Here is a 14537-nt window from a genome sequence, read left to right as displayed (position 1 = left end):
TTTTACATTTGCACAATCTTGCGATAGCTTCTTGAGGTAATCATAAAGATCAAGACGTAGACGATGAGGAAGATAGCACAGATAGACAGAGTGACAGTCAACATCATAGTCGCATCTAGCACCCCAATGACTTTTAGGATAAGGCTAAGCATATGATAGGCAAAGGCGAGGTGTAGGAAGGCAAAGAGCAATGGGAGGAAGAAAACAGTTAGCACCTGTTTGTTGATGGTTTGCTTGATTTGCTTTTGATCGAGACCGACTTTTTGCAAAATGATAAAGCGTTCACGATCTTCATAGCCTTCAGAGATTTGTTTGTAGCAGATAACAAGAACTGTTCCCACCATAAAGATGATAGAGAGGAAGATACCGATGAAGAATACTCCACCAAAGAGAGCACTCATCTGCGCACTACTATCAGCCAGATTACTTCCGTAAACATAGCTTCCTTCTTTGCTTAATTCTCTATTAAAATCATCAAGGAATTTTGAATAGTCGTTGGCAAGTTTGAGTTGTTCTTCCTCACTAGCCGTTACATTCATACCACCATAGTATTGATTAAAGATGGAAGAATTAAGATACTGGTCAAGAAAGGCGTTCAAGTCAGGAACAACCAGATAGTTATAGTCCGAAGTTAGAATATTGTACTGATTTGGGACATGTTCAAGAATAAAATCTTTTTTGATTTCTTCCTTGATTGTGTAGGTCTGGTCATTCAGAGTCAGTTCTTTCTGCCCTTGAAGTTCTTTGTTTTTAGTAAACAATCCAACTTCCTTTCCTGAAAGTGCGAGTTTTTGACCCGTCATATTCTCATAGTCTTTTTGGTCAAAGACCATAAAAACAGTTTTCGGTTGAACACGATTTTGACCTTTCTCAAAGATTGTCAATTTCGTACCTTCTTGGTTTGCCACACCAAAGTTACTGTATGTAAGGACTTCTTTCTTTGTAACAGTCAACCTCTTATCACTAGCATACTGGTCTAGGAGTTTATTTATGTCTTCTTTTTCAACATTCTGTCCTGTAATTCCAAAATCATGTGGATTCATGACTTTCTTGAAAGTTTCAGAGCCTTTAAAGATACTCGTTGCAGCAGACATAGTCACCAAGACCATGGTTGAGAGAATAGCAATCGTCGCTAGACCAACCGCATTTTTCTTCATACGGAAAATCAAGTTAGACACTGAGATAAGGTTATTTGGTTGGTAATAGTATTTCTTGTTTTTCTTTAAGATTTGAAGGAAAACGGTAATCCCTGCATTAAACAATAGATAAGTACCAAAGATAACCAGCAAAACAGCTAAGAAGAAGGTTGTTAGGGCTGTAAGAGGATCTTTTACCGTAAGGGCAAGATAATAGCCAATCCCTAAACTAATGGAACCAAGAATAGTTTGGAGAGGTAGGAAACGACCTTTTTTCTCTCCGCTTGCTTTCTCACGAGAGAGCTGGAGGGCATTCATACGGGCGATTCGAAGGGCATTCAGGAACATGAGACTTAGGAAAATCAAACCGAAGACAACAAGCACTGTAATAACAACTTTCATCTGGAAGGTAGCGACTAGTTCTACCTTTAATTTCATCAGTTTGAGCAAGAAAGCGAAAATTAACTTGTCAAACAAGACTCCAATACCGATTCCTGCTCCAACAGTTAGAATCCCAAATACCACTAACTCCTTAAAGGTCATACTGATTAGATGACGTTTCTCTAAGCCCAGCATGCCATAAATTCCTAGTTCCTTGGAACGGTTTTTCATGACAAAACTATTGGCATAGAGGACGATAATGGCTGACGCAAGGGTGACGACAAACATACCAAATCCAAGAGTAGCTTGAATGGTGTTTCTTCCACGGATTTCCGCAATCTTTGGATTAAAGGTTAGAGAATAAAAGAGGTAGGTGACGGTGACTGCCAAGAGAACAGCCAGCGCAAAGGGATAGCAGAGTTTGCGGTTTTTAATCAAGTTCGATAGCGCTAACTTATTGGTTAATCGAAACATACTAATTCACCTCGCTTGCCATGACAGTCAAGGTATCAGAGATTTCTTGGAACATCTGACGCTCTGTCTTCTCTCCACGGTAGATTTGGTTGTAAAGAATGCCGTCTTTAATGAAGATCACGCGCTTGGCCCTGCTGGCTGCTGCCGTTGAGTGGGTTACCATGAGAATAGTTTGGCCGCGCTCATTGATTTCATCAAAGACATCAAGTAAGGCTGCAGAGGACTTGGAATCAAGGGCTCCTGTTGGCTCATCCGCAAGGAGAATTTCAGGTTCTGTGATGATGGCGCGGGCTACTGCTACACGCTGTTTCTGCCCACCTGAAATCTCGTAAGGGTACTTCTCTTGCAATTGGTTGATGCCTAGATTCTCAGCTGTCACCACCAATTTCTTCATCATCTCCGTAATGGGTCTTCTTGACAAGACAAGCGGAAGCAAGATATTGTCCTTAACAGACAGAGTATCTAGCAAATTAAAGTCTTGGAAGACAAATCCTAACTTCTCACGACGGAAGCTAGAAGCCTGTGAATTTTTAATGGTTGCGGTGTCAGTTCCATTCAAGTAAACCTGCCCACGACTTGGTTTATCCAGCATAGCTAGAATATTGAGAAGAGTTGATTTACCAGAACCAGACTCACCCATGATGGCAACGTAGTCACCCTTTTCCACGGTAAAGTGAATATCCTTGAGGGCTTCTACTTGGTTGCCTTGAAAACGTGTTTTGTAAATTTTTTGAACGTGTTTTACATCTAAAAGTGTCATGAGAATCTCCTTTCTTAATATCCCATCAAATGAAATGTCGCTTGCATCATAGCGCATCCCAGCTGAACGCGCTCGATTTCTTTGTGGCTTGGTTTTCTTGTTTTCTTATGTAAGATTTGTTTCATGATGTTACTCCTTTATTCTTTATGAGTCTAGTTTACATCAAAAAAAGACCGCTTGCCATAACCTAACCTTACAAAAGAGACTTTAATCTTACATTTTTGTAAGATTGAGGGAAATGTAAGCAGATTTAATCTAGAGAAGTACACTGTAGCTTCTAAAATATTGTTAGAAATTGGTTTGAATTTCCCAATCAATTATTGAGTTTTTATTTCATTTCACTATGCAATAAATCACTTGACTTTTTACTATAAAAATTATATAATGCAATTGTGAAAGGGATTACTTTAGAAAGGAGAAAAAATCGGAAACTATAATTTGAGTAAGCTTATTTTAACTATCACTTTATTACCAAAATATTTCTACTAAAAATTTATTTTAGCTCTTTTCCAGAAAGTGTGGATATTATGAAAAAAATCTTGATTACTTTTGTTGCTATCTTTTCACTATTTTTCTACTCAACTGTTTTTGCAGATGATACCAATACAATAGTGAGCGAAACCATGACCGCTCAACAGCTTGTGAATCAATACGCAACTGATTACGATATCACATTGGAGCAAGCATCAGATTTACTTGGTATAAATTTATACGAACGCTCTTCACAGACATATAGAACAATTTCTACGCAAATAACTGTTACAAACTCCTATAAACCATCTATTTCTTTCTACTGCGAAACAACCGAATATGGAACCTATCATGGTATAATAAGGGTATTAAGAACAGAAATAAATAGAAATTATAACGGAATGTCCAAACAGTTTTCCGGTTCATTGTACGTAAATTTAGAACAGGCTGATAGAATATTCTATATAATTAATGGAGATTTCTTTAATAATGGTAGTTCAACTTTAAGTGGTGGACTAAATATCGGAATAGGAGAAAGCGCTAGTGTAAATTTCGGAGGTTCCTACGTTTCTAATCACTATAAATATGTATATCATGAAGGGAGAGTTCATTTTTAATGAAACACAAAGAACATATACTCATCGGACTTCTCTATCTGCTCTCTCCATTCATCGGTCAGCTCTTAGTTGAACACACACACTTTATCGGTACAGAATTTACAGGTACTGCTTATGTTATTTGCTGGTTATCAGTTGTTATCAGCATCTATCATTTTTCAAAAACAGTTTTCTCTCAGCAGCAAGACACAGATTAGAAACTTGAGGTCAAAATAATGATTTTAGTTTGTATATGAAGCTGAGAAAATCTTATTAAAAGTAAAAAAGCTTTAAATCAAGCAGTTTAGACTATTGATTTAAAGCTTTTTGCTTATTCCAAATCTTCTGTAGAACCTCACCAAAACCACCCATCATTGTCATCAATGGCCTCGGCTTCCTTGCGTTTGCGTGGTCCTGTTCCGTACATTTCTGCTTCGATTTCTTCCTTAGTTGGCAGGATGGAGGCGAGGATGATGTAAATAATCACACCAACTCCAAAATTTGATATGGTAAAAATGGCGAAGAGAAAGCGAACTAAGGTTACATCAAAATTCCACTTGTCTGATAGACCTGCTAAAACTCCCGATACCATGCGATTTCGTCTCATTTTATAAAATTTTTTATTCATGATTATTTCCTCTTTCGGTATTCTTACAGGTAGTATAGCATGAAACAGGTTCACAAACATCAGTCCTTAGGCCGATTTAAGATAACAAGTTTACCACGGCAGACGCCACAGCGATAGCGTTTCGTGTCAATCTTCCTCTTGCGTTGGTGGCAGGATGGACACTGATAGACTAGGTAACTACTTTGGGTTTGGGCTCTCAAAGGGGGAACAAAGCGTAGTCCGACCACTTCTTTCAAAAGTTCCTTAAAATCTCGGTCCTTATACCGATGACCCTTTTTTTGAAAATAAAGGTGATAGTGACAGAGTTCATGGCGCACGATTTTCCGAAAAACCTCCAAACCAAGTTCATTATAGACCTTGGGATTAAAATCCAAATGCCCATCCTTGAGGAAAAATCACCCACCTGTCGTTCGCAGACGAGAATTCCACTGGGCATGATGGCTAAAAGGTCTCCCAAAGTCTTCGAGTGAAACAGACTGAACGTACTCAGTTAGATTCATCTGGAGCTAAGAGAGACAGATTGACTTTTTCACGTTCGGTATCGATTTTCTCAACCCAAACCGTTACCAAATCTCCAACAGACACCACTTGGCTGGGATGTTTGATAAATTTACGACTCATATGTGAAATATGAATCAAGCCGTCCTCGTGAATCCCGATATCAACGAAGGCACCGAAGTCAACGACATTACGCACCACGCCTTCCAGCTTCTGGCCGACTTTTAAGTCTTTGATATCCAGGACATCTTGGCGAAGCACAGGTGCATCAAAGGAATCACGAAAATCTCGACCTGGTTTGAGAAGATCGGCAATGATATCTTTAAGGGTTTCTGGACCAAGATCTAGTTCTTGCGCTATTTCTTTGACTGATAGAGACTTGAGTTTGCTTTGTGCTTCTTCATTCAAATCCTTGATATCCAAGCGTTTGAAGAGCTCCTTAACCGCAGCATAGTTTTCTGGGTGAACTCCTGTATTATCGAGGATATTGCCACTTTCTGGGATACGGAGGAAACCTGCAGCTTGCTCAAAGGCTTTGGCACCTAGGCGAGGAACTTTCTTGATTTGAGCGCGTGAAGTAATTTTTCCTTCTTCCTCACGATATTTGACAATATTTTCAGAAATGGTTTTATTGAGTCCAGCTACATGTGACAGTAAGGCAGGACTAGCTGTATTGACATTAACACCGACTTGGTTGACCACGGTATCGACAACAAAGTCCAAACTTTCAGATAGTTTCTTCTGACTAACATCGTGCTGGTACTGACCGACACCGATTGACTTGGGATCGATTTTGACCAATTCTGCAAGGGGATCTTGCAAACGACGGGCAATAGAAATAGCAGAGCGTTTTTCAACAGTCAAGTCTGGAAACTCCTGACGAGCAAGTTCGCTGGCAGAATAGACAGAAGCACCACTTTCATTGACAATAGCATAGCTGACCTCAGGAAACTCTTTCAGAACTTCCGCCACAAAGGCTTCACTTTCCCGACTGGCCGTTCCATTTCCGATGGCAATGATTTCTACGCCATACTGACCGATCAAGTCGACTAAGTCTCGCTTGGCATCTTCAATCTGACGAGCAGAGGCTGGTTTGACAGGATAAATGACCTGAGTCGTCAGCATTTTTCCTGTCGCATCAACGACAGCCAACTTGGCCCCTGTACGAAAGGCAGGGTCGAATCCTAGAACCACGCGCCCTTTCAGCGGAGCAACTAAGAGGAGATTGCGCAGATTGTCAGAAAAGAGTTGGATAGCTCCTTCTTCTGCTTTCTCTGTTAATTCTGTCCGAATGCGTCGTTCGATAGCAGGCAAGACTTTTTTCTTAACTGACTGTTGAACAACTTCATCTATATAGGCATTTTTCACCTTGAAACGAGCAGCAAAAAAAGCTAGAATACGGTCCGTCGCATGTTCAAAGCCAACCTTCAAAATACCTAATTTTTCCCCACGATTGAGGGCCAAGGTACGATAACCCTGCATGTTGCCAACTGTCTCTGAAAAATCATAATAAATCTGAAAAACTTGTTTTTCATCGAGATTTTCACCCTTGACTTGCGAAGTGATTTTAGAGTGTCTCAACACTTCTTGATAGGTCATAGCACGTAGATTGACATCTTCGGATAAGGCTTCGACCAAGATATCAACCGCACCAGCCAAGGCTTCTTGACCAGTCACAAATCCTTCACAGACAAACTTCTCAGCTTCTTTCTCTAATCCATCTACGTTTTGCAAGATCAAGCGAGCAAGAGGAAAGAGTCCAGCTTCACGAGCAATGGTTGCCTTGGTTCGACGCTTTTCCTTGTAAGGTAGGTAAAGTTCTTCAACGTCTGCTAATTTTTCGGCAGCTAAGATAGCTTCTTCCAATTCCTTTGTCAGCTTGCCTTGTTCTTGAATCTTAGCCAAGACAGTTTCCTTACGGTCATTGAGGTTAGTCAGACTTTTATCCATGTCAATAATAGCCTTAATTGCCACCTCATCCAAACTACCAGTCATGTCCTTCCGATAACGCGCGATGAAGGGAATTGTCGCCCCTTCAGCCGTCAAACTTAGAACTATATCGATTTGCTTTAAGGTTACACCCAAATCTTGGGAGATTTTTTCATATTTTTTATCCATAAACCTATTATACCATAAGGAACTGCTCTTGTTTTGCCTTACCTGTTTTTGCATCTTTGAATATCAAAATAATCCCATTTCCACAAAATAATAGTATAATAGAGGTAGAATGTAGAAAAGAGGTAGGCCCATGGCTGTTAAATTTACAAAAACGGATGACTTGGACAAGATGTTTGAAGAATTCGCCAAACTTCCTGACTTAACACAAGTCACTTTCCCAGATGACAAAAACAAAAAAGAAAAACTTGAGAAGAAAAAATAGATGACGATTTTCCAATCTCTTCCTCCTAGCATCTTACAAGCAGGGGCTATTTTTCTCTCCATCATGATTGAAGTCCTTCCTTTTGTCTTGATTGGGAGTCTCATTTCGGGATTGATTGAGGTCTATATCACGCCTGATAAAGTTTATGAGTTTCTTCCTCGCAATCGTTGGGGGAGGATCTTTTTTGGTACCTTCATTGGTTTTCTCTTTCCTTCTTGTGAGTGTGGAATCGTCCCGATTATCAATCGTTTTTTGGAAAAAAAGGTGCCCAGCTATACAGCAGTTCCCTTTCTGGTGACTGCTCCCATCATCAATCCTATCGTTCTTTTCGCCACATATTCTGCCTTTGGGAATTCAATAAAACTTGCCTTCTTGCGAGCTCTGGGAGCCATTGTGATTGCTTTGGTGCTTGGGATTTTCCTAGGATTTTTCTGCAAGGAACCCATTCAAAAAGAGAATTTTATCACTTGTCATGAACATGACTTTTCACACTTGACTCCTGCTAGAAAGGTCTTTCAGATTTTTATACAGGCTATTGATGAGTTTTTCGATATGGGACGTTACTTGGTCTTTGGCTGTCTCTTTGCGGCTATCGTGCAAGTCTATGTCCCAACTCGGATCCTGACCTCTATCAGTGCTAGTCCAGTCCTTGCGATTCTTTTGCTCATGTTTCTAGCCTTTCTCCTCTCTCTTTGTAGCGAGGCGGACGCCTTTATCGGCGCTTCTCTCCTCTCGAGCTTCAGCCTAGCGCCAGTCCTTGCTTTTCTGGTCATTGGCCCCATGCTTGATATCAAAAACCTCCTCATGATGAAGCACTATCTCAAAGTGCGTTTCATCTGGCAATTCATGGGCATCGTGACAGTGCTTGTCTTGCTTTATTCTTACATTATGGAGGTGATACTATGATTCGATTTATCATTTTACTGGGTTATTTTGCCCTGACTCTGTATCTGCAGCTATCTGGCAAACTCAGCCACTACATCAACCTCCACTATTCCTATCTAGTCTATATCTCCATGGTCCTTTCTCTTTCGTTGGCTCTGGTTCAATTCTATATCTGGATCAAAAAAATCAACTCTCACAGCCATTTAGAAAGTCGTCGAGCTAGACGAATCAGCATCCTTTTACTGTCACTACCCCTATTGATTGGAGTTGCCTTTCCGACAGTAAGTCTGGACTCGAGAACCGTGTCTGCTAAGGGATATCATTTCCCACTTGCTGAGGGAATCAATACTGCTATTCAGGCAAGCGAAGGCACATCCAGTCAATACCTCAAACCCGATACCAGTTCCTATTTTTCCAAATCTGCTTATGAAGAGGAAATGAGGGCTACAGCTGATAAATACCTTTCCCAAACACCCATTCAGGTCACTGACGAAAACTATATGGAGGTCATGGAAGTTCTCTATGACTATCCTCAAGAGTTTGAAGGAAAGAAAATCGAGTTTACAGGTTTTGTCTATAATGATCCTAGCCATCCAGATAGCCAGTTCCTCTTTCGCTTTGGGATTATCCACTGTATCGCAGACTCTGGTGTATATGGACTCTTGACCAAGGGGAACTCACGCCAGTATCCTGACAATACTTGGATCACCGCTATGGGAACCCTGACCCTCCACTACCATAAAGAGCTCAAACAAAAACTCCCAACACTGGAAGTTGAGAGTTTCACAAAAGTAGACAAACCAGAAAATCCTTATGTCTATCGTGTGTTTTAATAAAAAGTAGCCTTTTCAGGCTACTTTTTTTGTCCATTATATGAATTTCATTCTACCTTCTCTTTCGAATTGATAAAAAACTCGCACTCTCCATCCTTCCAGTTTCGAGCAATCTCTTCGTCTTTCTGGAGTTGGTCTACCAATTCTTCAACGGAGTCAAATTTGACCATATCGCGGACACGATCCAGCCAGTAGACAATGACGGTCTCTCCGTAAATATCATCTGAAAATTCGAAAATATTGACTTCAAAACGTGGTTCTTCGCCATCAAAGGTGACATTTTTTCCAACACTCGCCATGCCACGATATCTCTGACGTTGTACTTCTACATCAACTACATAAACACCGTCTGCTGGCATATAGGTTCGATCTCTTAGGACCAGATTGGCTGTCGGATAACCGATAGTACGCCCACGAGCATTTCCATGAACGACCATCCCACGAGATGGGAGTGATGTGCCGAGCAAATGATTGACTTCCTTGACATCTCCATCAAGAATAGCTTGGCGAATCCGTGTAGAACTAATCTTGCCCTTTTCGTCCTCGACTGGAGGAACAATGATGACCTCTCCATCAAAATAGTCCTTCAGGTCATCCGCAGTTTTCTTATCAGAGCCAAAGGTATAGTCAAATCCTGCTACGATAATCGCTGGTTTTAAAGCTCTAACATAGGTATCAAAGAATTCTTGACCCGTTAAACTAGCAAATTTGCTACTAAAGTCAAGCAAGAAAAGAGCTTCTACCCCATGCCACTTCATCTTGTGCTCCCGTTCTTCGTGATTGACGATGTGAAGCATTAGCTCAGGTTGATAAGGTTGTAAGGCAAGTTTTGGCGACTCTGTAAAAGTCATCACGACAACTGGCAGATAATCCTTCATCGAAGCCTTGCTGGCCACCTCAAAAAGTTTCTGATGCCCCTTGTGGATGCCATCAAAATAACCTAGTACAAGGACTGTTTTCCCTGGTACTGCAATATCTTTTTCGTTCTTAATAGGTACTGTTGTAATCATGAAACTATTATATCATAGAGAAAGTCTTTTCTCTATGAGGAAATCCCAAATGTCATTTTTTGCGCCTGAACTGACCTTAAGAGAAAATTTAGCACTTTAGTTTTAAAAAATAGCACCTCGTAAGAGATGCTATCATTTGGTAACTAGCCTACTGTTTCTTCCAAATCTTTTAACTTAACCGAAACAATCTTAGAAACACCTGACTCTTGCATGGTAACTCCATAGATAGAATCCGCTGCCGCCATCGTTCCCTTACGGTGGGTCACGACGATAAACTGACTATCCTTATCAAAGCGATTGAGGTAATCCCCAAAACGTTTAACATTGGCTTCGTCTAGCGCCGCCTCTACCTCGTCCAAGATAACGAAAGGAATAGTCTTGACTCGAATGATAGAGAACAACAAGGCAAGAGCCGAAAGGGCTTTTTCACCACCACTCATGAGGTTGAGAGACTGGATTTTCTTACCTGGTGGTTGGACAGAAATCTCCACACCAGCTGTTAAAAGATCGCCCTCAGTCAATATCAAGTCTGCCTGACCTCCGCCAAACATCTGTCTGAAGGTCACTTTAAAGGACTCACGAATAGCCTCAAAGGTTGATTTGAAGCGTTCCTTAACCTCATCATTCATCTCTGTGATGGTCTCAAGAAGCAAGTTTTTCGCAGACAAAATATCATCTCGCTGACTATTGAGGAAATCCAGACGGTTGTGAACTTCTTCGTACTGATCAATAGCGTCCAAGTTGACAGGACCCAGTGAGCGAATAGCCTTCTCTAAATCCTTAACCCCTTGCTCTGCCAGATTGAGATCTTCCAGTTCATGAGCCTTTTCTAGAGCCTCAGTGTAGCTGAACTGGTATTGGTCAGTTAATTGAGCTTGTAGATAGCGCAAGCGTTCGCTGACCTTTTCCTTCTTAGCTTCGGCACGTGTTTGCTTGCGAATCCACTCCTCATTCTGCTGGCGAGCCTGATCCAAATGGCTGGCAATATCATCCAGCTGACCCTCGATATCATCCAACTCAAACTGCTGGCGAATCAGACCTTGTTGAAGATTGGTTTTCTGAGTTTTGGCCTCTTCCACCTGCTGGCTTAGTAAATCCGTATCCACTTTCTCAAGATTATCAACTTTTTCTTGGAGGAGACGCTGGATTTCCTCTTGCTCGATATCCAGATTATCCAGTTCCTTACCTAAGCGTTCAATATCAGTAACTTCGTACCGCTTTTGTCCTTGCAGTTCTGTCTTAAGCAATCGAGCTTGCGCCACCTCTTCCTGCAAGTTTTGATAGCGTTCTTGGATGGCGTTTTTGTTAGACTTAATTTCTTCAATCTCAGTTTCCAGATTTTGCTTTTCACTGGCAATGGTAGCAAGGCGCTCTTGGCATTTTTCCTTGTCCGCTTGCCAATCTCCTTCAGTAAGGCGATTTAATTCCTCTTCTTGAAGTTTCCAAAGCGTTTCTAACTCTTCCACTTGCTGATTGGTTTGTTGATAAGCAAGGGACAAGCCTTGCTCCTGAATACGAGCCTGCTCTCCTTGAGATTTGATTGCTTCTAATCTTTCTGTCAATCTAAGCATCTCATCTTGCAAGGTCTTCAAACTCTCTTCATCTTTACGCAAGCTTGCTTCTTCTTCACCAATTTCTTTTTTCAATTGCTCCAGCTCTGGCTTGATGAAAATACTGTTATTCTGGCGATTGGCTCCACCTGCATAGGAACCACCTGTACGCAATTCGGTACCATCCAGTGTCACCATACGGACTTGATAGCGAACTTGACGAGCTGCGGCACGCGCATGTTCTACAGTATCAAAAATTGCTGTCGTAGATAGCAAGTTCTTGAAAATGGCTTCTAATCTCTTGTCAAACGACACCAACTCATCTGCCATGCCCAGAAATCCTGGACTTGATGCGATAGTATCTTGATTCTGACTAGAAATCGTACGAGCCTTGATAGTCGTCAACGGAAGGAAGGTTGCACGACCGGCTCTGTTACGTTTTAGGAAATCAATCGCCTTGGTTGCCGCGTTTTCATCTTCTACGATGATATGTTGACTACTAGCTCCAAGTGCAACCTCTAAGGCAGTTTGATAATGCACATCAAAGGTCAGATGCTCACTGACTGCCCCAATAATCCCACCAAGACGGTCTTTTTCTTGGAGGATACTCTTGACACCTGCGTAAAAGTTACTATGATTTCTCAGGATATTTTCCAAACTTTGGGCTCTAGCCTGCTTATTTTTGAGACTATCTAGACGGTCAAAGAGTTGACTTTGTTGAGCTTGATAAAGAGATTTCTGCTCCTCGTTCTCTTTGGCACAGATTTGGTAGTCAGCCAATAATTTCTGAACCTGCTCCTTGGCAGTTTCAAGCTCTTCTTTTTGCTGACTAGCCTTCTCTTTAGCTGTAGCCAACTGTTCTTTCAGCTTTTCTAATTGATTTGCTTGTTTTTGAGAAAGCTGACGACTATTTTCCAACTCGTTTTCGATACGGGTCAACTGGTTTGAGACATCTGCTTCTTCTTGTAAAAGGGCTACAAAGCGTTCACGTAAGAGCTCAATCATCTGATCAGGATCATCTGAAAAAGCTAGTAATTCAGCCTCTAATCGATTCAGTTTTTGATTATTTTGGACTAGATTTTCATCTAACTGTGCCAAATTCGCTTCTTTTTCAGCTTTTTCCTTACTTAGAGACTTTCTCTTATCCTCCAAAGCAGACAAACGAGCTTGTGCTTCTTGTTGATTCAGGGCTACTTGCTCAGATTCTAGTTTCGACAGGGCTAATTTTCTCTCTAAATCACTAATCAGACTAGTCAAGTCCATTAAACTGCCCTGATCTTTGGCCATTTCAGCCTGTAAATCCTGGCGTTGCTTTTTAAGAGTTTGATTTTCTTCTTCTAATTTTTCCCGCTTTTGGTAGTAGCTCGTCAAGAGTTCCTGAACCTGTGCCAACTCTTCTTCTGTCGAGTCTAGTTCAGCCTTATTTTCCTTGATTTGAGCAACCAAAACATCCAAGTAAATAGCTTTACGTTGGCCTTCCAAGTCTAGAAACTTACGAGCATTTTCAGCTTGTTTCTCAAGAGGCTTGATTTGATTATCCAACTCGTAGATAATGTCCTCTAAGCGGTCTAGATTATTCTGGGTTTGTTGTAGTTTACTCTCAGTTTCTTTTCTGCGAGTCTTGTATTTTAAAACTCCAGCAGCTTCTTCAAAAATAGCTCTGCGTTCCTCAGGCTTAGAATTAAAAATCTCCTCAACCTTCCCTTGGGAAATGATAGAGAAGGAATCTCGTCCCAAACCAGTATCCAAGAAAAGATCATGAATATCACGCAGACGGACTTTCTTACCAGCAATCTTGTATTCGCTATCTCCACTACGATAGATATGCCGTTCCACCCTAATTTCTTGACCTGCATCCTTGATAAATCCATCATGATTATCCAGAGTCACAATTACAGAAGCATAATTGAGCGGTTTGCGACTTTCAGTTCCAGCAAAGATGACATCTGGCATCTTGCCCCCACGGAGACTCTTGACACTGGACTCCCCCAAGGTCCAACGCAGACTTTCTGTAATATTTGACTTTCCAGATCCATTGGGTCCAACAACTGCCGTCACACCTTGGTCAAAAACGATCTTGGTCTTGTCAGCAAAAGACTTGAATCCCTGAATTTCGATTTCCTTTAAATACATGAATCCAGCCCTTTCTCAACGGCATTTTTGGCAGCCTCCTGCTCTGCTAATTTCTTAGAACGACCTTGGCCTTGACCAATACTCTTGCCTTCAACTAGAACTTCTACATCAAAGACCTTATCATGGGCAGGACCCGTTTCAGAAATCACCTGATAACGAATAGCCACATCCCCATTGACCTGAAGTAACTCTTGGAGATGGGTTTTGTAGTCTGTAATCATCTCAAACTCGCCTGCTTCAACCTTAGGAATCATGACTTGATAGATAAATTCCTTGACCTTGGACACATCCTTATCCAAAAGGAGGGCACCTAGAAAGGCTTCAAAGGCATCACCAAGAATGGTGTCTCGATTACGACCGCCAGATTTTTCTTCCCCTTTACCCAGCTTGATAAACTGATCAAACTGGCAATCACGCGCAAAACCAGCCAAACTCTCCTCGCGGACAATCATGGCACGGAGTTTAGACAAGTCACCCTCAGGTTTTTTAGGATATTTTTTATACAGATATTCTGAAATCAATAACTGTAGAACAGCGTCTCCTAAAAATTCCAAGCGTTCATTATGTGAAATTTTTAAGAGGCGGTGCTCATTGGCATAACTCGTATGAGTAAAGGCAGTTTCCAGTAACTTTTTGTCTGCAAATTCGATTGCAAAATGGTTCTTTAGTACAGTTTGTAATTCTTTCATACCAACCTCTTTCTAACTGATAACAGTCCTTTTTATTATATCAAAAAAAGCCTCCTGAGTCACTTTAAAACGGAACTGGAGGGGGATTGGGGCATTCTTTAGACAAAGATCTT

Annotated in this window: 12 protein-coding genes and 1 pseudogene; 5 read left to right on the top strand and 8 right to left on the bottom strand. The window is 41.2% G+C overall.

Annotated elements, in window-relative coordinates:
- Positions 1-2: 2 nt before the first annotated feature.
- Together OVN21_RS05400 and OVN21_RS05395 are read right to left on the bottom strand one after the other, a co-directional pair.
- The gene (locus OVN21_RS05400) at positions 3-1991 is read right to left on the bottom strand and encodes an ABC transporter permease (RefSeq protein WP_267247590.1); all 1989 of its coding nucleotides are present in this window, start codon (positions 1989-1991) and stop codon (positions 3-5) included.
- A gap of 1 nt (position 1992) precedes the next feature.
- Positions 1993-2751 carry an ABC transporter ATP-binding protein gene (locus OVN21_RS05395; protein ID WP_267247589.1) on the bottom strand — a complete coding sequence of 253 codons (759 nt, stop codon included), beginning with the start codon at positions 2749-2751 and terminating at the stop codon, positions 1993-1995.
- 527 nt (positions 2752-3278) lie between these two features.
- Between OVN21_RS05395 and OVN21_RS05390 the strand changes: the two genes are divergently transcribed.
- Entirely contained in the window at positions 3279-3839 is a 561-nt protein-coding gene (locus tag OVN21_RS05390; RefSeq protein ID WP_267247588.1) for a hypothetical protein, read from the top strand.
- Positions 3839-4036 carry a hypothetical protein gene (locus tag OVN21_RS05385; protein ID WP_267247587.1) on the top strand — a complete coding sequence of 66 codons (198 nt, stop codon included), beginning with the start codon at positions 3839-3841 and terminating at the stop codon, positions 4034-4036. The genes OVN21_RS05390 and OVN21_RS05385 overlap by 1 nt, the downstream gene beginning before the upstream one ends.
- Positions 4037-4173: 137 nt before the next feature.
- Here the strand turns inward: OVN21_RS05385 and OVN21_RS05380 are convergent, their stop codons facing one another.
- The 3 genes and pseudogenes from OVN21_RS05380 to OVN21_RS05370 all read right to left on the bottom strand — a co-directional run bounded on the left by OVN21_RS05380 (position 4174) and on the right by OVN21_RS05370 (position 7062).
- Entirely contained in the window at positions 4174-4446 is a 273-nt protein-coding gene (locus OVN21_RS05380; RefSeq protein ID WP_267247586.1) for a PspC domain-containing protein, read from the bottom strand.
- A gap of 59 nt (positions 4447-4505) precedes the next feature.
- Positions 4506-4946, bottom strand: a pseudogene (locus OVN21_RS05375) (SprT family protein).
- A complete protein-coding gene (locus tag OVN21_RS05370) occupies positions 4933-7062 on the bottom strand; it encodes a Tex family protein (RefSeq protein ID WP_267247585.1) in 2130 nt (709 codons plus the stop codon). The pseudogene OVN21_RS05375 and the gene OVN21_RS05370 overlap by 14 nt, the downstream one beginning before the upstream one ends.
- Before the next feature lie 130 nt (positions 7063-7192).
- Between OVN21_RS05370 and OVN21_RS05365 the strand changes: the two genes are divergently transcribed.
- Genes OVN21_RS05365 through OVN21_RS05355 form a run of 3 tightly spaced genes read left to right on the top strand, consistent with a single transcriptional unit; the run spans position 7193 to position 9042 of the window.
- A complete protein-coding gene (locus OVN21_RS05365) occupies positions 7193-7324 on the top strand; it encodes an SPJ_0845 family protein (RefSeq protein ID WP_267247584.1) in 132 nt (43 codons plus the stop codon).
- Positions 7325-8230 (top strand): permease, encoded by a 906-nt coding sequence (locus OVN21_RS05360; RefSeq protein WP_267247583.1) that lies wholly within the window; start codon positions 7325-7327, stop codon positions 8228-8230.
- Positions 8227-9042 (top strand): TIGR03943 family putative permease subunit, encoded by an 816-nt coding sequence (locus OVN21_RS05355; RefSeq protein ID WP_267247581.1) that lies wholly within the window; start codon positions 8227-8229, stop codon positions 9040-9042. Before OVN21_RS05360 ends, OVN21_RS05355 begins: the two co-directional genes overlap by 4 nt.
- Positions 9043-9089: 47 nt before the next feature.
- Here the strand turns inward: OVN21_RS05355 and OVN21_RS05350 are convergent, their stop codons facing one another.
- From OVN21_RS05350 to rnc, 3 genes are all read right to left on the bottom strand, one after another.
- Entirely contained in the window at positions 9090-10052 is a 963-nt protein-coding gene (locus OVN21_RS05350) for a bifunctional riboflavin kinase/FAD synthetase (protein WP_267247580.1), read from the bottom strand.
- A 143-nt stretch (positions 10053-10195) separates the two neighbouring features.
- Positions 10196-13735, bottom strand: coding sequence for a chromosome segregation protein SMC (gene smc, locus OVN21_RS05345; protein ID WP_267247579.1), 3540 nt, complete (start codon positions 13733-13735; stop codon positions 10196-10198).
- Positions 13726-14424, bottom strand: coding sequence for a ribonuclease III (gene rnc, locus OVN21_RS05340; protein ID WP_267247578.1), 699 nt, complete (start codon positions 14422-14424; stop codon positions 13726-13728). Before rnc ends, smc begins: the two co-directional genes overlap by 10 nt.
- Positions 14425-14537: the final 113 nt, after the last annotated feature.

The sequence above is a fragment of the Streptococcus sp. Marseille-Q5986 genome, from assembly GCF_946902915.1.
Lineage (GTDB): Bacteria > Bacillota > Bacilli > Lactobacillales > Streptococcaceae > Streptococcus.
Note: the sequence above shows the minus strand (reverse complement) of the source record. Positions and strands in the feature narration are given on the sequence as shown.

Excerpts from the sequence above, each read along its gene's own strand:
- OVN21_RS05350 (WP_267247580.1), bottom strand. The coding sequence starts at position 10,052 with ATGATTACAACAGTACCTATTAAGAACGAAAAAGATATTGCAGTACCA.
- OVN21_RS05370 (WP_267247585.1), bottom strand. The coding sequence starts at position 7,062 with ATGGATAAAAAATATGAAAAAATCTCCCAAGATTTGGGTGTAACCTTA.
- OVN21_RS05395 (WP_267247589.1), bottom strand. The coding sequence starts at position 2,751 with ATGACACTTTTAGATGTAAAACACGTTCAAAAAATTTACAAAACACGT.
- OVN21_RS05360 (WP_267247583.1), top strand. The coding sequence starts at position 7,325 with ATGACGATTTTCCAATCTCTTCCTCCTAGCATCTTACAAGCAGGGGCT.
- smc (WP_267247579.1), bottom strand. The coding sequence starts at position 13,735 with ATGTATTTAAAGGAAATCGAAATTCAGGGATTCAAGTCTTTTGCTGAC.
- OVN21_RS05365 (WP_267247584.1), top strand. The coding sequence starts at position 7,193 with ATGGCTGTTAAATTTACAAAAACGGATGACTTGGACAAGATGTTTGAA.
- rnc (WP_267247578.1), bottom strand. The coding sequence starts at position 14,424 with ATGAAAGAATTACAAACTGTACTAAAGAACCATTTTGCAATCGAATTT.
- OVN21_RS05390 (WP_267247588.1), top strand. The coding sequence starts at position 3,279 with ATGAAAAAAATCTTGATTACTTTTGTTGCTATCTTTTCACTATTTTTC.
- OVN21_RS05400 (WP_267247590.1), bottom strand. The coding sequence starts at position 1,991 with ATGTTTCGATTAACCAATAAGTTAGCGCTATCGAACTTGATTAAAAAC.
- OVN21_RS05355 (WP_267247581.1), top strand. The coding sequence starts at position 8,227 with ATGATTCGATTTATCATTTTACTGGGTTATTTTGCCCTGACTCTGTAT.
- OVN21_RS05380 (WP_267247586.1), bottom strand. The coding sequence starts at position 4,446 with ATGAATAAAAAATTTTATAAAATGAGACGAAATCGCATGGTATCGGGA.
- OVN21_RS05385 (WP_267247587.1), top strand. The coding sequence starts at position 3,839 with ATGAAACACAAAGAACATATACTCATCGGACTTCTCTATCTGCTCTCT.